The sequence below is a fragment of the Mesorhizobium sp. L2C084A000 genome, from assembly GCF_000502875.1.
Taxonomy (GTDB): domain Bacteria; phylum Pseudomonadota; class Alphaproteobacteria; order Rhizobiales; family Rhizobiaceae; genus Mesorhizobium.
Genome location: NZ_AYWX01000015.1, coordinates 90,199 through 108,881 on the forward strand (window position 1 = coordinate 90,199; position 18,683 = coordinate 108,881).

General features: G+C 64.2%; 22 protein-coding genes and 1 pseudogene. 11 read left to right on the plus strand and 12 right to left on the minus strand.

The window, feature by feature from the left end:
* The first annotated feature begins 27 nt into the window (after nucleotides 1-27).
* The 4 genes from X735_RS140395 (at nucleotide 28) to X735_RS140380 (ending at nucleotide 3,314) form a co-directional block, all read left to right on the plus strand.
* Entirely contained in the window at nucleotides 28-369 is a 342-nt protein-coding gene (locus X735_RS140395; protein ID WP_013528672.1) for a hypothetical protein, read from the plus strand.
* 14 nt (nucleotides 370-383) lie between these two features.
* The gene (locus tag X735_RS140390; protein WP_023813471.1) at nucleotides 384-1,097 is read left to right on the plus strand and encodes a phosphatase PAP2 family protein; all 714 of its coding nucleotides are present in this window, start codon (nucleotides 384-386) and stop codon (nucleotides 1,095-1,097) included.
* Nucleotides 1,098-1,244: 147 nt separating this feature from the next.
* Nucleotides 1,245-1,523 carry a helix-turn-helix transcriptional regulator gene (locus tag X735_RS140385; protein WP_023813472.1) on the plus strand — a complete coding sequence of 93 codons (279 nt, stop codon included), beginning with the start codon at nucleotides 1,245-1,247 and terminating at the stop codon, nucleotides 1,521-1,523.
* A 69-nt stretch (nucleotides 1,524-1,592) separates the two neighbouring features.
* Nucleotides 1,593-3,314 carry a SulP family inorganic anion transporter gene (locus tag X735_RS140380; protein WP_023813473.1) on the plus strand — a complete coding sequence of 574 codons (1,722 nt, stop codon included), beginning with the start codon at nucleotides 1,593-1,595 and terminating at the stop codon, nucleotides 3,312-3,314.
* Between the two features lie 270 nt (nucleotides 3,315-3,584).
* Here the strand turns inward: X735_RS140380 and X735_RS140375 are convergent, their stop codons facing one another.
* Nucleotides 3,585-4,250, minus strand: coding sequence for a TetR/AcrR family transcriptional regulator (locus X735_RS140375; RefSeq protein WP_023813474.1), 666 nt, complete (start codon nucleotides 4,248-4,250; stop codon nucleotides 3,585-3,587).
* A gap of 112 nt (nucleotides 4,251-4,362) precedes the next feature.
* On the opposite strand from X735_RS140375, the gene X735_RS140370 reads away from it, so the two are divergent.
* Nucleotides 4,363-5,256, plus strand: coding sequence for an NAD(P)/FAD-dependent oxidoreductase (locus tag X735_RS140370; protein WP_023813475.1), 894 nt, complete (start codon nucleotides 4,363-4,365; stop codon nucleotides 5,254-5,256).
* Nucleotides 5,257-5,603: 347 nt separating this feature from the next.
* Here X735_RS140370 and X735_RS140365 read toward each other — a convergent pair whose 3' ends face one another.
* Nucleotides 5,604-6,464, minus strand: coding sequence for an ATP/GTP-binding protein (locus X735_RS140365; protein ID WP_023813476.1), 861 nt, complete (start codon nucleotides 6,462-6,464; stop codon nucleotides 5,604-5,606).
* Between the two features lie 113 nt (nucleotides 6,465-6,577).
* Between X735_RS140365 and X735_RS140360 the strand changes: the two genes are divergently transcribed.
* Nucleotides 6,578-7,375, plus strand: coding sequence for a helix-turn-helix transcriptional regulator (locus X735_RS140360; RefSeq protein WP_023813477.1), 798 nt, complete (start codon nucleotides 6,578-6,580; stop codon nucleotides 7,373-7,375).
* Nucleotides 7,376-7,388: 13 nt separating this feature from the next.
* On the opposite strand, the gene X735_RS0135015 is transcribed toward X735_RS140360, so the two are convergent.
* Genes X735_RS0135015 through X735_RS1000000168110 form a run of 4 tightly spaced genes read right to left on the minus strand, consistent with a single transcriptional unit; the run spans nucleotide 7,389 to nucleotide 8,862 of the window.
* Entirely contained in the window at nucleotides 7,389-7,829 is a 441-nt protein-coding gene (locus X735_RS0135015; protein ID WP_164893054.1) for a hypothetical protein, read from the minus strand.
* A gap of 22 nt (nucleotides 7,830-7,851) precedes the next feature.
* Nucleotides 7,852-8,370 (minus strand): hypothetical protein, encoded by a 519-nt coding sequence (locus X735_RS140355; protein WP_023813479.1) that lies wholly within the window; start codon nucleotides 8,368-8,370, stop codon nucleotides 7,852-7,854.
* Nucleotides 8,363-8,707: a hypothetical protein gene (locus tag X735_RS140350; RefSeq protein ID WP_081734960.1), complete on the minus strand. Its 345-nt coding sequence runs from the start codon at nucleotides 8,705-8,707 to the stop codon at nucleotides 8,363-8,365. The genes X735_RS140355 and X735_RS140350 overlap by 8 nt, the downstream gene beginning before the upstream one ends.
* A gap of 11 nt (nucleotides 8,708-8,718) precedes the next feature.
* On the minus strand, nucleotides 8,719-8,862 hold the full coding sequence (locus X735_RS1000000168110; protein WP_023813481.1) for a hypothetical protein: 144 nt from the start codon (nucleotides 8,860-8,862) through the stop codon (nucleotides 8,719-8,721).
* Nucleotides 8,863-9,008: 146 nt separating this feature from the next.
* Here X735_RS1000000168110 and X735_RS140345 point away from each other — a divergent pair, with 146 nt between their 5' ends.
* Nucleotides 9,009-10,010, plus strand: coding sequence for an AraC family transcriptional regulator (locus tag X735_RS140345; RefSeq protein WP_245273289.1), 1,002 nt, complete (start codon nucleotides 9,009-9,011; stop codon nucleotides 10,008-10,010).
* A gap of 65 nt (nucleotides 10,011-10,075) precedes the next feature.
* On the opposite strand, the pseudogene X735_RS04610 reads toward X735_RS140345, so the two are convergent.
* The 3 genes and pseudogenes from X735_RS04610 to X735_RS140335 all read right to left on the minus strand — a co-directional run bounded on the left by X735_RS04610 (nucleotide 10,076) and on the right by X735_RS140335 (nucleotide 12,379).
* Nucleotides 10,076-10,884 (minus strand): annotated as a pseudogene (locus tag X735_RS04610) (lipo-like protein).
* 86 nt (nucleotides 10,885-10,970) lie between these two features.
* Nucleotides 10,971-11,909, minus strand: coding sequence for a CHAD domain-containing protein (locus tag X735_RS140340; RefSeq protein WP_023813484.1), 939 nt, complete (start codon nucleotides 11,907-11,909; stop codon nucleotides 10,971-10,973).
* Nucleotides 11,906-12,379: a CYTH domain-containing protein gene (locus X735_RS140335; RefSeq protein ID WP_023813485.1), complete on the minus strand. Its 474-nt coding sequence runs from the start codon at nucleotides 12,377-12,379 to the stop codon at nucleotides 11,906-11,908. Before X735_RS140335 ends, X735_RS140340 begins: the two co-directional genes overlap by 4 nt.
* Before the next feature lie 89 nt (nucleotides 12,380-12,468).
* On the opposite strand from X735_RS140335, the gene X735_RS140330 reads away from it, so the two are divergent.
* The 4 genes from X735_RS140330 to X735_RS140315 are packed head-to-tail and all read left to right on the plus strand — an operon-like array spanning nucleotide 12,469 to nucleotide 16,166.
* Nucleotides 12,469-13,149, plus strand: a complete 681-nt coding sequence (locus X735_RS140330; RefSeq protein WP_031213671.1) for a CerR family C-terminal domain-containing protein — start codon at nucleotides 12,469-12,471, stop codon at nucleotides 13,147-13,149.
* 13 nt (nucleotides 13,150-13,162) lie between these two features.
* The gene (locus X735_RS140325) at nucleotides 13,163-14,116 is read left to right on the plus strand and encodes an HlyD family efflux transporter periplasmic adaptor subunit (RefSeq protein ID WP_023813487.1); all 954 of its coding nucleotides are present in this window, start codon (nucleotides 13,163-13,165) and stop codon (nucleotides 14,114-14,116) included.
* Nucleotides 14,113-15,033, plus strand: a complete 921-nt coding sequence (locus X735_RS140320) for an ABC transporter ATP-binding protein (protein WP_023813488.1) — start codon at nucleotides 14,113-14,115, stop codon at nucleotides 15,031-15,033. Before X735_RS140325 ends, X735_RS140320 begins: the two co-directional genes overlap by 4 nt.
* Entirely contained in the window at nucleotides 15,030-16,166 is a 1,137-nt protein-coding gene (locus tag X735_RS140315; RefSeq protein WP_023813489.1) for an ABC transporter permease, read from the plus strand. The genes X735_RS140320 and X735_RS140315 overlap by 4 nt, the downstream gene beginning before the upstream one ends.
* A gap of 145 nt (nucleotides 16,167-16,311) precedes the next feature.
* On the opposite strand, the gene X735_RS140310 is transcribed toward X735_RS140315, so the two are convergent.
* The 3 genes from X735_RS140310 to X735_RS140300 form a co-directional block, all read right to left on the minus strand.
* Nucleotides 16,312-16,911 (minus strand): DNA-3-methyladenine glycosylase, encoded by a 600-nt coding sequence (locus tag X735_RS140310; protein WP_023813490.1) that lies wholly within the window; start codon nucleotides 16,909-16,911, stop codon nucleotides 16,312-16,314.
* Between the two features lie 97 nt (nucleotides 16,912-17,008).
* The gene (locus X735_RS140305; protein ID WP_023813491.1) at nucleotides 17,009-17,986 is read right to left on the minus strand and encodes a threonine/serine dehydratase; all 978 of its coding nucleotides are present in this window, start codon (nucleotides 17,984-17,986) and stop codon (nucleotides 17,009-17,011) included.
* Nucleotides 17,987-18,295: 309 nt separating this feature from the next.
* Nucleotides 18,296-18,619 carry a hypothetical protein gene (locus X735_RS140300; RefSeq protein WP_023813492.1) on the minus strand — a complete coding sequence of 108 codons (324 nt, stop codon included), beginning with the start codon at nucleotides 18,617-18,619 and terminating at the stop codon, nucleotides 18,296-18,298.
* Nucleotides 18,620-18,683: the final 64 nt, after the last annotated feature.

Consider the following 18,683-nt stretch of genomic DNA (forward strand, 5'->3'; position numbering starts at 1 on the left):
GGAGCCGCTTCGAGAGGGGACGGAGCGTTGAGTTTTTCAGGATTGCTGCAGCTCGGCTTTTCGACGGTCATTTTCCTGCTGGCGGCGACAGCCGCCAAGCAATGGGGCCTGGCGCCGAGCCTTGGCAAGATCGCGCTGACGCTGGCACTCTATTCGCTGGGCAATCTGATCATGCTGCGGCTGATCCGCGAATTCGGCATGTCGGTGTCGTTCAGCCTTTCCGCCGTCATCCAGCTGGTCTCGGTGAACGTCGTGGCACTGGTCTTCTTCGGCGAGCGCGTCAATGCGCTGCAGGCGACCGGGATCATGCTGGCGATCGCAGCGGTGGCGCTGATCACGCTCGGACCCTATCTGCAAGGCCGGCTGTAACGGGCGAATTGCCGATGAAGAACGCCGCGAACGCTTTGCTCAACCGGGTTGAATTCCCGGTGCTGCTGGCCGGCCTGGTCATCGCCGCCGGCCTGTGGGGATTCGAGGAGCTGATGGAGATGGCGCGCGCCACCACGCCGCACGCCTTCGATACCGAAATCCTGCTCGCCTTCCGCCAGGCGGGCCGCCCTGACAGCCCGGTCGGCCCGCTGTGGCTGCAAGGGGCGATGCGCGACATCACCAGCCTCGGCAGCGGCAGCGTGCTGGTGCTGATCGTGACGGCGGTCATCGTGTATCTCCTGCTTATCCGCAGGCCGGCGACCGCCCTTTTCATCTTCGTGGCGGTGGCCGGGGGGCAGGTATTGTCGAGCCTGCTGAAAGCCGGCATCGACCGGCCGCGCCCCGAACTCGTCTCGCATCTCGTCAACGAAACGACGCTGTCTTTTCCGAGCGGCCACGCCATGCTGTCGGCGGTGACCTATCTGACGCTCGGCGCGCTGGCGGCACGCTTCCTGCCCGGTCGAACGACGAAGATCTATGTGCTGTCGCTGGCGGTGCTGACGACGCTGCTGGTTGGCGTCAGCCGCATCTATCTTGGCGTCCACTGGCCATCGGACGTGCTTGCCGGCTGGTGCGCGGGCTTCGTCTGGGCGATGCTTTGCTGGCTCGCTGCCCGGGCGTGGCAGCGATGGCGTGGGCAGCACCCGGACGGCGAGACTGGAGACTAGATCAGCCGGTTGATCAGCCCGTGAAAGTATCTGAAAAAATGGTCAGTCAATGCGTCCTTACGTCCCAAACGTTCATACTAATGCTTGAAACATCACAATGATGGTATTATACCTCATTTCTGCAGACTCAGACGGGGATTCCGGCCGATGATCACTGCCGCGCAGATGCGTGCCGCAAGGGCGCTGGCCGGCATCGATCAGAAGACGCTCGCCGAGCGCGCCGGCGTTTCGCTTCCGACCATCCAGCGCATGGAGGCGAGCGATGGCGTGGTCAGGGGCGTGGTCGACACGCTGATGAAGGTCATCCAGGCTCTCGACGAGGCCGGGGTGGAGCTGATCGGCGAGAACCAGACCAGCGAGCGCGGCGGCCGGGGCGTGCGCCTCAAGCCTGCCGTGCCGCGGGGTCCCAAGGCTGAGCCGGCATAAAGTCGCGACGGCGACCGCCGACAGCCCTGCCGACGATCCCGCCGCCTTTCAGGGTGCGAAAGGCAGTCCATGGATCAGACGCAGCGGGCAGTGCATGAACCGGCCCACAGGTCGGTAAAGCCGACATTTTCCGAATTGTTCACACCGAAGCTGGTGACGGTCTGGCGCGAGGGCTACACCTTCGCCGACTTCAAGGCGGACGCCATTGCCGGGCTGACGGTCGCCATCGTCGCGCTGCCCTTGTCGATGGCGATCGCGATCGCTTCGGGGGTCGCTCCCGAGCGCGGCCTCTACACCTCGATCGTCGGCGGCTTCATCATTTCTGCGCTCGGCGGCAGCCGCTTCCAGATCGGCGGTCCGGCCGGCGCCTTCATTGTGCTGGTGGCAGCGACGGTTGCCCGCGTCGGCATCGATGGGCTGCTTTTGGCAACGATGATGGCAGGGGTCTTCCTGCTCGCCATCGGCTATCTTCGTCTCGGCACCTACATCAAATTCATTCCCTATCCGGTGACGGTCGGCTTCACCGCCGGCATCGCCGTCATCATCTTTTCAGGACAGATCGTCGAACTGTTCGGGCTGAAGCTTGCCGGCAAGGAGCCGGGACCGCTGGTGCCGAAGCTGATCGCGGTCGCCGAGGCGGCCGGCACCATCAACCCGGCGGCGACCTTGGTGGCGGTGTTGACCATCGTCACCATCGCCGGCCTGAAACGCTGGCGGCCGACATCGCCCGCAATGCTCATCGCCATCGGGCTGGCATCGCTGGTCGTGGCGCTTCTCTCGCTGCCCGCCGAGACGATCGGCACCCGCTTTGGCGGCATCCAGCGCAGCCTGCAAATGCCCGCTCTGCCACCGGTCAGCCTGGACAGGATGATTGACGTGCTGCCGGATGCCATCGCCTTCGCCTTGCTGGGCGCCATCGAATCGCTGCTGTCGGCGGTGGTCGCCGATGGAATGACGGGCCGACGGCATCGTTCCAACTGCGAACTGGTGGCGCAAGGCTTCGCCAACATCGCGTCCGCCCTGTTCGGCGGCATCTGCGCCACAGGCACCATCGCCCGCACGGCGACCAATGTGCGGGCCGGCGCCCACGGACCGGTTTCGGGCATCGTCCACTCAGCCATCCTGCTCGCTTTGATGCTGGTGGCGGCGCCGCTCGCCAGCTACATCCCGCTCGCCGCCCTTGCCGGCGTGCTGGCGGTCGTGTGCTGGAACATGTTCGAGAAACAGGCCTTCGCCACCTTGCTGCGTGCCTCACGCGGCGACGCGCTGGTGCTGATGGCGACCTTCCTGCTCGTCATCTTCCGCGATCTCACTGAAGGCATCGTCGTCGGCTTCGTGCTGGGGTCGATCCTGTTCATCGACCGCATGGCCAAATCGATTGCGGTCGAGGCCGATCAGCCGCTGGTGCAGGAGGATGTCGCCGACAGCACCAACGCCTACGATGCCAGCGAGGCGACCGACGCCGACACCGTGGTCTACCGCATCTCCGGCGCTTTCTTCTTCGGCGCCGCGTCGACCGTCGGCACCGTGCTCGACCGCATCGCCGACCAGCGCAAAAACTTCATCCTCGATTGCTCGGCCGTACCGTTCTTCGATTCGACGGCGGCCAACGTCATCGAGGGCGCCGCCCACAAGGCGAAACGCGCCGGCGTCCGCTTCATCATATCAGGTGCCGCGCCGCAGATCCGGCGTATGCTGATCAACCACGGCGTCAAGCGCCCGCTGGTGACCTATGCCGCCTCGATCAAGGATGCGCGGGCGCAGCTGAAAGGGAAGCTGGAGGCAGAGTAGAAATCGGGATTTGCCGGTCGGCGGGCCACACAGGTGTCCGCCGGTTGAACGCAAACGTTTTGGCCCTGGGTTGACTCACGCACGGCGCGACGTGAACGGCCGCTTTGCGCCCTCGTTTCCGCCATTCAGACTATCGTTGCAGCTTCCCGAAAGCTGACGGTCTGCTAAGCCAGCACTAAGGCCTCGAATGGGGTGGTAGCAGGTTACGCCGCCGGTCAGCCCGCTGCCCAACGATAATGGTCGCGTTGATGTCAATGCGAGCCCCAAATATCATGCAAGTACTCCTGGGCTATCCGCCCGGGTGGTCGTGCCACCGTGCGCGGCGATGAACATGGCGACGGCCGACCGGCAATAGGATTCGATTTCGTTGTCGTCCTCTGCTCTCGCCTCATCGAAGCGTGCGATAATCAGGAGATCGGATCCTTTGATAAGCGCGGCAAACAGGCGGGCGGACCGGAGAGGATCGGTCACGTTCAGAACCGCCTTCGCGTGCAACTGACGCAACAGGGCCTCGATTTGGGCGATGACATGGGCGGGGCCGGCTTCGTAATGGAGCTTGCTTAACGACTTTTGATTCGTCTTGTCGGCCATGATCATGGCTTCGACACTGCGGACGTCCGGGTTCAACAGCGTGCGAAGCAGGGATGATCCCACCACCATGAGCTGATCTTCGGCCGAACCGTCGACGCCTTCAAAAAGGGCCTGTGGTGCAAACTGATGGCAGCGGGCCGCGATGGCCGCGCTGAACAGCGCCTCCTTGTTCTCGAAGTGCCGATAGATGCTGAGCTTGGATATCTTCGCTCTCTGGGCGACCTTGTCCAATGTCGTCGCATGAAAACCCAATTCCTCAAAGAGTTCGCACGCGGCGTCGACTATCGTTTGGCCAAGCGCCTCATTGGCGGGCCGGCCGCGCCGGCCCTGGCTGTTTTCGGTCACGACAATTCCAGTCCTTGACAGTATCATAATTCTTGAATTACGATACCACGCAGTGTCAAAAATGTGCAAGCCAGGCCAAGCCATCCCTCATCCACACACGGAGCCCATCACCATGGATGACGTCATCATCATCGGCGGCAGCTTTGCCGGTCTCGCCGCCGCCCTGCAGCTCGGACGTGCCCGCCGCAAGGTCACCGTTCTCGATACCGGCCTGCCGCGCAACCGCTTCGCCGGCCACTCGCATGGTCTGCTCGGCCACGATCACAAGCCACCGCTGGACATCCTGGCCGAAGCGCGGAAGCAACTGGCGCGTTATCCCACGATCAGGCTGGTCAATGGCCGGGCCGACAGCATCTCCGGCACCATCGACGATTTCTCGGTCCTCACTGGCGATGGCGAACACCTTGGGGCGCGCCGCCTGATCCTGAGTTATGGCGTCGCCGACCAGATGCCGGATGTTCCGGGCTTTGCCGAAAGCTGGGGCACATCCATTGTGCCCTGCCCCTATTGCGATGGCTTTGAAGTCGCCGACCAGCATTGGGGCCTCGTCTGGTCCGGCCCGCCGTCGCACAATTATGTCAGGCTGTACCACGACTGGACCGAAACATTGACGGTCTTCGCCGATGGTCACGACATTTCACCCGATGTTCGGGCCGATCTGGCGCGCCGCAACATACCTGTCGTTGATGGCCGGATCGCCGAAATCGCCCATCATCGGGGCCATATCACCACCGTTAATCTCGAGAGCGGCCGCAATGCCGCGGTCGACATCCTGTTCGCGCATCCGCGCAACAAGCCGTCCGCAAGCCTGCATGAATTAGTGGGCCTCGCCACGGTCAATACGCCCCTCGGCATCGCCATCAAGGTCGATGAGCGCCGCGAAACCAGCACGCCCGGCATCTATGCTGCCGGCGATCTTGCGAACCCGGCCATGGCCTCGGTCACCACGGCAATATCGCAAGGCGCGACGGCGGGTATCTCCGCCCAGCAGTCGATGCTGGTTTGAGAACACAGATTCCCCTCTCCGCACCGGCCTCCCTACGTCGTCGCCACCGTCGGCTGCCCGACAATACCAGCCAGTCTGCTGCCGGCCCCAATTGAGCCGTCGGTACGCCCGCAACCCGATGTCCGCTTTCGATGCCTCTCCACTAGAAGCTGACGGACTGCTACCGGCCCAAAGGCGACATCAAAATATCTGCTTGGCAATGTACGCTATTGGCGCTTGGCGGGCCGATCCGGGCGACGTCGTTTACTAGCCACAATAAGAGTTCGAGTTGGCGATCCTCGCCGATGAACGACAGGGGCTGTTGGCGAACGTCTCAGAGATCGGCCCTGAGGCACCGATCATGGCTCTCAGTCGAGCTTCAGCGCAGCCACTTCGCCCTCGTTCATCAACGGCACATAGAGGATCGACTTGCCGTCGGTGCCGATGTCGGCGCTGCCCGGTTTGAAATGCGCCAACGCTTCCGGCGCGCCGCCGGCTTGATAGCGGTAGAGCGTGCCGGTCATGTAGGCGGTGGCGAAGATGGTGTCGCCGATGGCGATGACGCCATCGAGATCGGCGAATTTCTGCGCGCCCGGCAAGGGCGAAACCACCTTGCTGGCGATGTCGACCGACAGCAGCCCACCCGGCTCCGCCGTGCTGAAGTCGGACTTGATGTCCTTGCCCCAGGAGGCGACGATCAGCCTGTTGCCATCGGCGAAGACGCCGTTGGGCGAAGCCAGCATCGCATCCCTGGCGAACAGTTCCGGTTGTTCGCCGTCGATACGATAGATCGTGTCGGCCAGCATGTCGGTGACATAGATCTTGCCTGATTGGTCCGATGTCATGTCGTTCAGGAAAACAGCGTTCGGTACCGTGATGCTGGCGACGAGCTTGCCGCTGGCGAGGTCGACGACGCGAACCTTGGTGATGTCGGCGACATAGAGCTTGCCGCCCGCTATCGCCATTCCCTTGGGCGCGTCCATGCCGTCGGTCCAGTGCCGGGTGACCGTCCTGCCGTCCACGGACAGCACGCTGAGATAGCCGTTGCCGTCGGCGTCGCCGGGATTGCCGACGATATTGGAAACGATAAGGCGATTGTTGGCTGCGTCGAACAGTGCCGATTCCGGTTGTTCGAGGCCGGTGGCGCGCCAGAGTTCTCCAGCCTCGGCGGCAGGCGCGCCTGCGATGCCGATGACGGCGAGAAAGGCTGATGTGACGAGGGTGTTCATGGCTGCTCTCCTGTGATGACGGCGGAGAGCTATGATTTTCGATATTTTCAGGAAAGGTCGATAACCTCTAGTATCGAAAGTCGATACGAAACCCACGGCAAGAGGTGCATTCCATGAACGGCCTTATCTTCGGCGCGTTGAAGCGGACGCTGAAGGCGAAGGGCGTCACCTATCGCGAGCTTGCCGAACGCATGGGGGTTTCCGAGCCGACGGTGAAGCGCATCTTCCACGAGCGCAACTGCAAGCTCGACCGGCTGGTGGAGATCTGCGCTGCCGCCGGTGTCGAGCTGGAGAACGTGCTCGGCTCGATGAACCGGGGGCCAGGGCCGGTCAACCGCATCGCGCCGGAGATCGAACGCAGGCTCGCCGGCCGGCCGGCACTGCTGTTCATCTTCGTCATGCTGTCGGAAAAATTCACGCCCGAGGGCATCATGCGCTCGCAAGGCCTGAGCGAAGCCTCGATGTTCCTCTATCTGCGCGATCTCGAGGAGCTCGGCCTGATCGCGCTCGGCCGCGGGCTCACGGCGAGATTGCTTGTCGAGACGCCGATCCAGTGGAATTTCGAAGGGCCGCTGCGGCCGCTGTTCGAGATGACCAACAAGAACTTCATCGGCTGGGCGATCACCCATATCGACAGGGAAGCGACCTTCGTCAGCTTTAGCAGGCGGATGCGGCCGGAGACGGCGGAGATGGTGCGACGCGAGGCGCAGGACCTCGCCGATCGCGCCAAACTGCTGGCCCATCACGATCAGCACACGACGCCGGAAGACGGGCTGGTCGGCTACAAATGGACGTTTGCCTTTGGCGCGACGCCATTCCCGGCGATCATGCCGATCGGGCCGCACGCGCGAGATGCCGGTGCGAGAGCAACGGACCCGGCCGCCAAGACACGGCGGCCGCTGCCGGCCTGATCGGCCAATCGTCTCAGCATGATTGCATCTGGCGGCTGAGCTTGCCGCGCACGGCCCTGGCGGTGCCGATGGCCACCATTTTCGCCGCTGTCTTGCCGCCTGGGCCTGCCATGCGGCCGGCGATGCCGACCGCGCCATTGACCGCGCCCATCATCTTCATCTGCCCGGCCGTCTCGTTCATGCTGGCCCTGCAGTCCTGCATTTTCCTGGTCGCCTCGACTGCAGCCAGGGCCTCGCCAAGGCCCTCCGGCGAGTCCGGGCCGGCCGCCAGCTCCGCCAATTGCGCATGCTGCTCTGGCGTGATCGGCGGGCTGGCGGCCGTCTGGCTGCAGCTGGACGCCAGCAGGCAGATAAGCATCGCGATCGGGCTGCCCCGCCTGACACGTGCCGTGGTTGGAAAAATGCCGCGATGTTCGGCCTCGAGGCTCCCGCTCGGAGTTGCTTTTCCCGCCACCCGTTTCCTGTTGCCCAACATCCTATCGCCCCATCGCCGGGCCGAGGATGAGGCTGCGGATTTTTGGCGTCAGCGGCCTGACGACATCGGCGAAGGGGCCGCCCTCGGCCCGCAAAGCCATCAACCCTTCGACCTCTTCGTTGATGGCGTCGATGGTCTCTGTCTTCTGCGCGTCGGTCAGCTCCTTCATGCCGGATATGGCATTCCTGAGCTTGGCGAAAATGGCATCGAGTTCTGCGACCGGCATCGTCGCCAGGAACCCGCGCATGGTCTCGCCAAGCGCGATCTTCCAGCTGTCGGCGGTGAAACCGGCTGTGTCGATCAAGCCCTTGTCCGCGGCATCGCGCTCGTACCAGTCGGCGGCGATCTCCTCGTCATAGGCGAACTGACCGAATTCGGGTTGCAAGGCCTCGATCAGGCCGACGACCGCCGACGCATCCCGCGCTGTCAGCGCCAAGGCCTGCGGGCTGTCGAAGATCATGCCGGCAAGTGCGAGCGCGCCGGCCAGCCGGCGCATGGCTGCGAAACGCCGCTCAGCCATAACAATCCTCCGCAATGCCGGCCCGGGCACTGCTCGTCGCCTGGGACTGCAGAACCGAGCCGCCGATCGAGGCGGCCTGGCCGGCAATGACCCCACCATTGCCAGCCAGACCGCCAAGAACCCCCGCCATCGACAGGACACCGCCGAGCAGAGCCGCATTGGTCTGCGCCTTCGCCGCCGTCTTGGCGGCATCGGCGCAGGCCGTTTCCGTCGTCGGTTCGTTCTGGGCCTTCTTGCTGCCGGCCGCGCTCGCGATCGATGCCGGGTTGTTGTCGGCCTGGCCCGTTTGGCAGCCCGCCAGGGCAAGGGTCAGGGCCAGGAAAATGATCCTTTTCATGGTGCTGCTCATCATCGGGCAGCGCGCGGCGGCAGCTTGGCCTCGCGATGATCGGTCACCGCGTTGCCCAAGGCGATCGACAGCAGATAGACGCGCGGATTGAAGCCCGCCGCGGCCAGTGCCGACAGCGTCTTGAACAATTGCAAATGAAACATCGTGCCCCCTTGGATTGCCGCCAATGCGGTTCCGGTTTTGGAATCGCGCCGCAAACTAGGGGCATCGAAGGGGGTCAGCTTGGACAGAACGGCACTGAAAGCGGCCAAAACGGCCCGGGATTGACGTTTTGCAGGCCGCGGCGCATATGACCGCGCTCTTGGGCATGGGGGTGTCGATGACTGCGACGATGGGGCCGTCAGCTTCGTTCAGGCTGGCGACGGAGATGTTTCCGGAGCGGGATCGCGTCGAGATTACGCGCGAGGTTTACGGCCGCACCGTTCTGAGGGTGGACCTCGATCCGCTGGCGCCGGCGCAGATCGACATGCGGGTGCGCGCGTTGCCGGGCCTCGGCATCGCCACCGGCAGCTCATCGGAATTCCGGGTGCATCATACGTCGTCGCTGATCGACAACGACGACTTCGTTCTTCTGGCGGCCCTCGACGGGGGCAGCGTGATGAAGCATCGCGGCCGCGAGGAGGCGGTCGGCAACGGCCAGGCGCTCATGATGAGCGGTGAAGAGGTTGGCCTCAACCTGATCGGCGCCGGCGGGTTCCGCTTCGTCAATCTCAGTTTTTCGCGCAAGCAGCTTTCGCCTCTGATCGGCGATCCGGCCGCGGTCCTTATGCGGCCCTTGCCGACCCAGAGCGGGGCGATGCGGCTGTTGCTCGACTATATCAGCTCGATCCAGGAGGTCGGAGACGAGTTGACCGCGGAGGCCTGCCACCTTGCGGCGACGCATGTCTTCCACCTTGCCGCACTCGCCATGGGCGCGACCAGGGATGCGGCCCAGATCGCACGCGGCCGCGGCGTCAGCGTTGCCCGCTTGCGCGCCATCAAGGCCGATATCGTCGCGCATGGTGGCCATGTCGACCTGTCGGCGCAGGACGTCGCCGCCCGCCACGGACTGTCGGCCCGCTACGTCCGCAAGCTGTTCGAGAGCGATGGCACATCCTTGATTGATTTCATGATGAACCAGCGGCTGGCGCGCGCCCATCGCATGCTCGGCGATCCACGCCATGCCGGACGCAGCATCACCGCGATCGCCTACGAGGCCGGCTTCAACGACCTTTCCTATTTCAACCGGGCGTTCCGTCGCCGTTATGACGCTACTCCCTCGGACGTGCGGGCCGCGGCTTGCAAGCACTGACGCCAAAGCGCCGTCGGCCGGCGCGCTCCCGGGCCGTCCACGCGGTTGGACTCATTTGATCGCGTCTATTCGGCGGCCTTCGCCCCGGGATCGGCAATCTTGTCGTCCCAGACCATCTGCCGGTAGTCGAAACCATATTCCAGCGTCGGCTTGACGATGCGGAAATAGGGCGACAGGTCGAAATCGCGCGGCGTGTAGAGCGAGTGGTGGCGGATGTGCAGGATCTCCTTGCGCGAGTAATTCGACTGCGCCGAGGCGCGGCCGGGCGCACGGGTGATCTCGGGCAGGATCGGATAGCGGATCTGGCCATAGGCCTCGGCGATCAGCGTAGAGCAGATCGCCCGTGTCGGGTCGCCGGAGCCGAAGGCCAGCATGCGGCGCCGCCAGCGCACCGGCACCGGCGGTGTCGGGAAGAAAAAACGCAGCATGTCGAAAATGTTCTTGAGGTCGTATTTCAGGCCGAGCCTGCCGATCATGAACGCGACGACCTTGTCGCGATCCTCCGGCGCCAGCCCGCTCGCCCGGCAGATGCGGGTGTTGTAGGTGCGGTAGCGCGACAATGGCACGGCGACGCAGCCTTCGCCGATCGTGACCTCGATCAGGCGCGGCCGCTCCGAGCCGTCTTGCGGCTCTGGCAAGGCGTCGCCGACATGGAAGGCCGCATGCGACCAGGTCGACTGGGTCAGGTATTTGATCGCCGCCGAGATCTTCTGGTTGCCCTCGATCAGCAGGATGTCGCCGGGCTCAAGCGTGCGGCGCAGCGTTTCGGCATCGGACGGTGTGTGTAGGGCTCGTAGCCGGAGGATTCTTCCTGCAGCCGGCCGGCAAGCCAGCGGCCAAGTCGATCCAGAAGCGTGTCGCCGGGCTCGGTCATGCCCCATGGCGATTAGCATGGGCGGGTAATGAGGGCTAGCGCACGCCTTTCCTCCCCCTGTCCGGACCGAGAGGAAAGGCGCCAAGTCAGCTTGCCGTCGCAGCGGCCTCTTCCGGCGGCGCAGCCAGATCGTCACGCGCCTTGCGGGCCAGTTTGCGTGTCGAGCGTTTGGGACTGTCGCTGAACAGTTCGGCCGCCTCAGCAAGGCAGCTCTTCTTCAGCTGCTTCTCCGACCGTTTCAACAGCTTGCCCAGAAGTTTCGTGTCCTCGGGCAGCCCGAGCGGCTGGTCGTCGGCCTCGAGCAGCGCGCGCATCACCAGCACATCGTGCAGGTCGCCCAGCCGCTCGCCCAGTTCGTCGACCGCCTTGCGCCGGGCCTTGATCGGTGTCGGCCACAGCCTGCCGAGCAGCGACAGATGCATGCCGTGGGTCTTGGCCGCCTTGCGCAAATCGTGGAAATCATCGGCCGCGCCCCGCGATCCGGCCTTGTCGAGCGCCTTCCTGGCACGGCGCAGCGTGACGCGGGCACCTTCGGCAAGCACGTCGGCCGCCTGTTCCGGCTGGTCGGGCAAGGCCAGCGCTTCGATGCGTTTGAGGCCATCCTCGCAAGCGGCGGTCGCCGCGCCGATCGCCGCTTCGAGCCCGCTGCCTTCGTGCAGTTCATGCTGGCGCGCGATCAGCCTGTCGCGCGCAGCAGTAAGCCCATCGTCGGCGCTCTCCTTGGGAAAGCTCGCCGCCAGCCGGTCGATGGTCTCGATCAGCGCAGTCGCCTCGCGCGGACCGGCAAGCAGGCCGGCCACATTGCGATAGCATTGGTTCTCGGTCTCACAGAACGTTTCGTCGCCGGAACGAACAAGCCGCAGCAGGGCGCGGGCGCTCTTCAGTCGCTTGCGGCATTTGTGCAGCGCCTGTTCCGGGCGGCTCCGTGCGGCGTCAAGGTGATGCAGCGCCTTGCCGATTTCCTCGGCAAGGATACGCCTGACCTCGCCGGTCAGCGGCAGGCGCGGATCGATACGAAAGCTCATGCGGCGATCTCCGGTATCCCCCCAAGGGCGAGCGACGCGTTGTAGAACTTTGACTCGCCGGTGACTTCACGGCCGAGCCAGTCAGGCAGCATTTCGTCCGGCACGTCCTCCGGCGTCTCAAGTTCGGCGATCACAAGTCCCGCAAGCGGACCGCCAAAGACATCGATTTCGTAGAGATAGCCACGGTGCCTAACATGGTGACGTGTCTTCTCGATGACACGTCCGATGGCGAAGTCCAGCATCTCCACCGCCTCCGACAGCGGGATCGAATATTCGAATTCGTCGCGTTCGCGCGCCTTGCTGCCGAATTTGAGCGTCAGCCTGGCGGAAGTGCCATCGCTGATGCGAATGCGCACCGTGCGCCCGGGGCCGGCAGCGAGATAGAACTGAAGAATGCGGATATTGGCCTCGGCCAACTCCCGCCATGCGGTGCTGGTGACCAGGAATTTTCGTTCGACTTCCTTGCCCATGGCCGCGCACTAAAGCGTTTGCCGCCGTCGATGGCAAGGCAATGACGAACAGAAGTTGACTTTAATCAATCGATTGATTAACTGTTCTCATGATCAAACTACCTGAGCCTAAAATTCTTCGCCGCGAGCCCGCCGAGATGACGCGCGCGGCCCTTGTCCAGGCGGCGCTGAAGCTGTTCGGAAGGCAGGGCTTCGATGGCACCTCGACGCGCGAGATCGCCGCCGAGGCGCAAGCCAATATCGGCTCGATCGCCTATCATTTCGGCGGCAAGGAGGGTCTTCGCACGGCCGCCGCCGACTTTATCGTCGATACCATCCAGACGGTCGCCGGCCCGGCGCTCGGCAACGCGCAGGCGACCGCGCCGGTCGGTCCCGAGGCAGCGCAGGCGCAGCTCTTCGCGGCGCTGGAGCGAATGGTCGGCTTTGTCGTGGCCAGTCCGCAGGCCGGCGAGATCGTGCAGTTCATCCTGCGCGAACTTTCCCATCCAACGGCAGCCCTCGATCGTATCTATGACGGTGTCTTCGAGCCGAGCCATCGCCGGCTGTGCCAACTCTGGGAACAGGCGACCGACGAGCCGGCCGAAAGCGAGGCCACAAGGCTCACCGTGTTCACGCTGATTGGCCAGGTCATCTATTTCCGCATCGGCCGCGAGGCGGTGATGCGCCGCATGGGCTGGAAAGACATCGGCGCCGCCGAGGCGGCCAAGGTGGTGGCGGTCACATCGGGTAATCTCAAGGCCATATTGGCTTTCAGAAAGAGCAAAGCATGAAGGGGCAAAGACCATGAGCTTTCTGTGTTCGCTGCCGCTCGCCGCGCAGCTCTTCTCGGCCTGTGCCCCGGCTGCCCCGCTGGCCGTCGGCTATGTCGAAGGCGACTATGTGCTGCTGGCGCCGATCGAGGTGGCGCAGGTCGAGACCGTCACGGTGAAGCGCGGCGACCGTGTGGTGCCTGGCACGACCGTGGTGACGCTGGAAAGTGCCGATGCCAAGATCGCGGTTGCGCAGGCGCAGGCCGGCCTTGCCCAGGCCCAGGCGCAGTTGGCCGACCTGCAGATCGGCAAGCGGCCGGAAGAGATCGCCGTGCTGAAGGCCGAGGTCGACATGGCCAGCGCCCAGGCCGCCGACGCCAAGCGCAAATACGACCGCGCCGCCGATCTGTTCAAGCGCGGCGCCGGCACGCAGGCCGATTTCGACACCGCGTCGGCCACGCTCGAGACGGCCAATGCGCAGGTCGGCCAGGCCAATGCCAATCTCGCCGTCGGCGGCCTGCCGGCACGGCCCGAAACGATCAAGGCCGCCGACAATCAGGTCAAGCAGGCGCAGGCCGCGTTGGAGCAGGCGCAGTGGCGGCTGTCGAAACGGGTGCTGGCGGCGCCTTCGCCGGGCCGCGTCAACGATGTCATCCGCAATCCGGGCGACACATCAGGTCCGACCGCGCCGGTCATCTCGATCCTGCCCGACGGCGCGGTGAAGCTCAGCGTCTACATTCCAGAGAGCGCTTTCTCCTCGGTCAAGGTCGGCACCTTGCTCGGCGTCCATTGCGACGGCTGCGGCCCGGATGTGAAGGCGCGCGTCAGCTATGTCTCGCCGGATCCCGAGTTCACCCCGCCGGTGATCTACTCCCTGGAGAACCGGCAAAAGCTGGTCTACCTCGTCGAGGCGCGGCCGGAGGGCGATGCCGGCCCGCTGCAACCGGGCCAGATCGTCGATGTCGATCTGGCGGACAGCGCAAGATGAACGCCATCGACGTCCATGGCTTGGTCAAGCGTTTTGGCGACAAGACCGTCGTCGATCATGTGACGATGTCGGTCGCCGAGGGCGAGATCGTCGGCTTTCTCGGCCCCAACGGCTCGGGCAAGACCACCACCATCCGCATCATGTGCGGTCTGCTGACGCCGGACGAAGGCGAAGGCACGGTGCTCGGCTTCAACATCCGCACCGAGAGCCTGCGCATCAAGCGCGAAGTCGGCTACATGACGCAGAAATTCTCCTTCTACGAGGATCTGACGATCGGCGAGAATCTCGAATTCGTCGCGCGGCTCTACCGGCTGAAGCCGGTCGAAGAGCATGTGGCGCGCACGTTGGAGGACCTCGGCCTGACGTCGCGCCGCAACCAGCTGGCCGGCACCTTGTCGGGCGGCTGGAAGCAGCGGCTGGCGCTGGCCGCCTGCATCATGCACAAGCCGAAATTGCTGCTGCTCGACGAGCCTACGGCCGGTGTCGACCCGAAGGCTCGGCGCGAGTTCTGGGACGAGATCCATCGCCTCGCCAGCGGCGGGCTGACCGTGCTGGTCTCCACCCACTACATGGACGAAGCCGAGCGCTGCCACCGCATCAGCTACATCTCCTATGGCAAGATGCTGGCCACCGGCACTGTCGCCGAAGTGGTGAAAAATGCCGGGTTGACCACTTTCGTCCTCCAGGGCCCGCGGCTCGATCAGATCGCCGAAGCGCTGCAGGGCCGCGCCGGCGTCGACCAGGTGGCGCCGTTCGGCGCGACGCTGCATGTCGTCGGCTCTGACAAGAAGAAGCTCGAAGCCGCGCTCGCCGATGTCGAGAGAGAGCACAAGGGCGTGAAAGTTTCGCCCGGCGAAACCAGCCTCGAGGACGTCTTCATCCAGTTCATGTCCGGCTCGAAGGACAACATGGCATGAACAGCGTCTTTTCCTTCGCCCGGCTTGGCGCGCTGCTGATCAAGGAATTCATCCAGATGCGGCGCGACCGCATCACCTTCGCCATGATGCTGGGCGTCCCGCTGATACAGTTGGTGCTTTTCGGCTACGCCATCAACAACGATCCGAAAAGCCTGCCGGCAGCACTCGTGGCGACGAGCAACGATCCCTACACGCGTGCCATTGTCGCGGCGCTGCAGACCACCGGCTACTACCGTTTCGACCATGTCGCACAAAGTGCCGCCGAGGCCGAGTTCCTGATATCGCGCGGCGACGTCGCCTTCGTCGTCACCATCCCCGCCGATTTTGCCAGGAGGGTGGAGAGCGGCAACAACCCGCAGATACTCATCGAGGCGGACGCCACCGACCCGGCGGTGGCCAGCGGCGCCATCTCGACGCTCGGCACCGTCGCCAGTCAGGCGCTGCTGAGGGCGCAAGGCACGCAGGAAGCCGCCGCCGAGGCCGCCAAGGGTCAGCTCGATGTCGTCGTACACCGGCGCTACAATCCCGAAGGCATCTCGCAATACAACATCGTGCCCGGCCTGCTCGGCGTCATCCTGCAGATGACCATGGTGATGATGACCTCGATCGCGCTGACGCGCGAGACCGAGCGCGGCACGATGGAAAACCTGCTGGCGATGCCGTCCAGCCCGCTCGAGATCATGATGGGCAAGGTGCTGCCCTATCTGGCGGTCGGCGGCGTGCAGATGGTGGTGGTGCTGGCGGCGGCGAAGCTTCTGTTCGCCATCCCCTTCACCGGATCGATGTCGCTGCTCCTGACCGCCGTGCTGATCTTCGTGCTGGCGCTGGTGCTGCTCGGCTATACGATTTCGACCATCGCCCGCACGCAGATGCAGGCCCTGCAACTGACCTTCTTCTTCTTCCTGCCGTCGATCATGCTGTCGGGTTTTATGTTCCCCTATCGCGGCATGCCGGACTGGGCGCAAATCTTCGGCGAGATCTTCCCGCTGACGCATTTCCTGCGCATCACCCGCGCCGTGATGCTGAAGGGCGCCGAACTGCCGGCGGTGGCAGACGAGATCGGCTGGCTGGTGGTGTTCGTGGCCTTGTTTGCCGGCGTGGCACTGGTAAGGTTCAGGCGCACGCTGGATTAGGCGCCGCACGACCTCCACAGTTTTGGTACCAGCCTTTGCGGCGTCGTCATCCTATGGTCTGCGCTGCGTCGCTTCGCTCCTTGCTCCGCCCGTGGATGACGAAGGGAGAAATGCTTCCGCCAATCTCCATGGTTTGTAACTGCCACTAACCGTTGAGCGATTTCGGGCCGCTGACAAACACGCTTCCCTTGACATAGAATCGCAGCAGGCGGTCCGCATCCTTCGAAATGCCGATCCTGACGCTCTGTCCGATTTCGCCGGCCTCGTCACTATCGCGTGCCAGCCATAGCTGGCCTTTGCGGCAAAGATCGAGCCCGTCGAGCGAACGATCGATCCGCAACGCCTGGGCCAGCCTTCCCGGTCCTCGCGCCAGGTCGCGCAGGCGCTCGGTGCCGCGATTGACCCGCATGATCGCAATGCCCTCGAGCGGCTCGAGCGCCCTGATCAGCACGCCGGTTCCGACCCCTGGCATCTCGCTCGAGACATTGAGCATGTAGGAGATGCCGTAGGAGAGATAGACATAGGCATGCCCAGCGTCGAGAAACAGCGAACGGTTGCGCGGGGTCATCCCCCGGTAACCGTGTCCGGCGGCGTCACCGGTCACATAGGCCTCGGTCTCGACGATGCGGCCGCTGGCGATGCCTTCGGGCAGTTCGCGCACCACGATCTTGCCGATGAGGGTGCGGGCAAGGGATGCCGTATCGTCGGGCAGCTCGGAACGCGTGAGCGGGCGGTAGATGATCATGCTCAGCGCGGCGACGATTTGGCGGCGGGCGAGGAGTGATCCAAGGCGGAGCCTGTCGCCAGATACTCCATATCAGATCCCCTTAGACATCGCCGTCTCAAGCAGCCGCCATGATCCCGGCATAAGTGCCGAAATCGACATTGCCGCCGGACAGCACCACGGCAACGCATTTGCCCGACAGTTCGATCTCGCCCGATGACAGTGCTGCCAGCGCCACGCAGCCGCCGGGCTCGACCACCAGCTTGAGATAAGCCATGGCGTCGCGCATCGCCTGAGCCGCCGCCTGGTCCGAGACGGCGATGCCACCGGTGAGGTTCCTGCGGTTGATCTCGAAGGTGATCACGCCAGGCTCGGCGGTTAGCAGCGCGTCGCAGATCGAGGCGTAGCCGGGCTCGTTCGAAACCCTGGCACCGGCGGCCAGCGACCGGCGGGTGTCGTCGAAATGCTCGGGCTCCACAGCCCAGACCGCGGTGTCAGGCGAGGCGTCTTTGACCGCAATCGAAATGCCGCTGGTCAGGCCGCCGCCGCCGCAGGGAACGACCACCGCGTCGAGGTCGACGCCAAGTGTTTTTGCCTGGCGCATCAATTCGAGGCCGATCGTGCCCTGGCCGGCAATGATGGCCGGATCGTCGAAAGGCGGCACCAGCACCATGCCTCTCTCCATGTAAGGACGGATCACGGTCATGCGGTCGTCGCGAAAGCGGTCGAACGGGACCACCTCCGCGCCCATCTTGCGCACGTTGGCGATCTTCATCGCCGGCGCGTCCGAAGGCATGGCGATCACCGCCCTGACGCCGAACATCGCGGCCGAAGCGGCGACGCCTTGCGCATGATTGCCCGACGAGAAAGCGACGACACCTTGGCTGCGTTCCGCCTCGCCGAGCGACGACAGCTTGTTGTAGGCGCCGCGGAATTTGAACGAGCCGGTACGCTGCAGCGTCTCCGGCTTGAACAGGATGCGGCCGCCGAAGCGCTTGTTCAGCTCCTGCGATTCGAGCAACGGGGTTTCGACGATCAGGCCGGAGAGACGCGCGGCGGCGGCGTGGATGTCGGCGATGCCGGGAGGGGTGGTCATGGCGGGTCCTGCGGAAACATGTTGCCCTTCATGATGCCCGCAAAGGGAGGCGGCGCACCAATGAAAAAATGTGACCGTTACAAAGTTTGGCGGGTCATGAACGGCGCTTGCGCCGCCCCTCACCTGCCTGCCGGCATCCTCTCCCCGTATAGTGACGGGGAGAGGGGCCTTCATCAACGGTTTCGCCAATCACTAGCGTTGCAGGAAGAGTGCCGAGGTTGCGGCCGGCGTCTTTCTCCCCGTTCTACGGGGAGAAATGCCCGGCAGGGCAATGAGGGGCGGCGCCGAGATGGGCAGTTAACTCCCTACTTATCCGAGCAAAGTCCTCTGCCTCTTGCCCCCACCCAGCTTGCGCCAGTTGTTGAACCGGTGGCTGGCGGCGGCAAACGAGATCTTCATCTGCTGGGCGACCGAATAGCGCGACTTGCCCTCGTCGAACATGCGGTAGCAGCACTCGACGCCCTCCTCGGTCAGTTTGCCGTCCGGCGCCTTGTTGTGCGGGTTGGCGGGATCGAATTTCTCGACCTGCTGCTCGACCAGCCCCTTCAGGCGTTGCAGGTCGGCCTCGATGCTGGCGATGAGATCGAGAACGGGCTTGGGATCATAGGGGTGCGGAGGCTGTTTTGCCGTCATCTGCCGGTTCCTTGTTCTTGGCTTGAGTCCAGCAATATAGGTGAACATTCACTGATAATGAAGG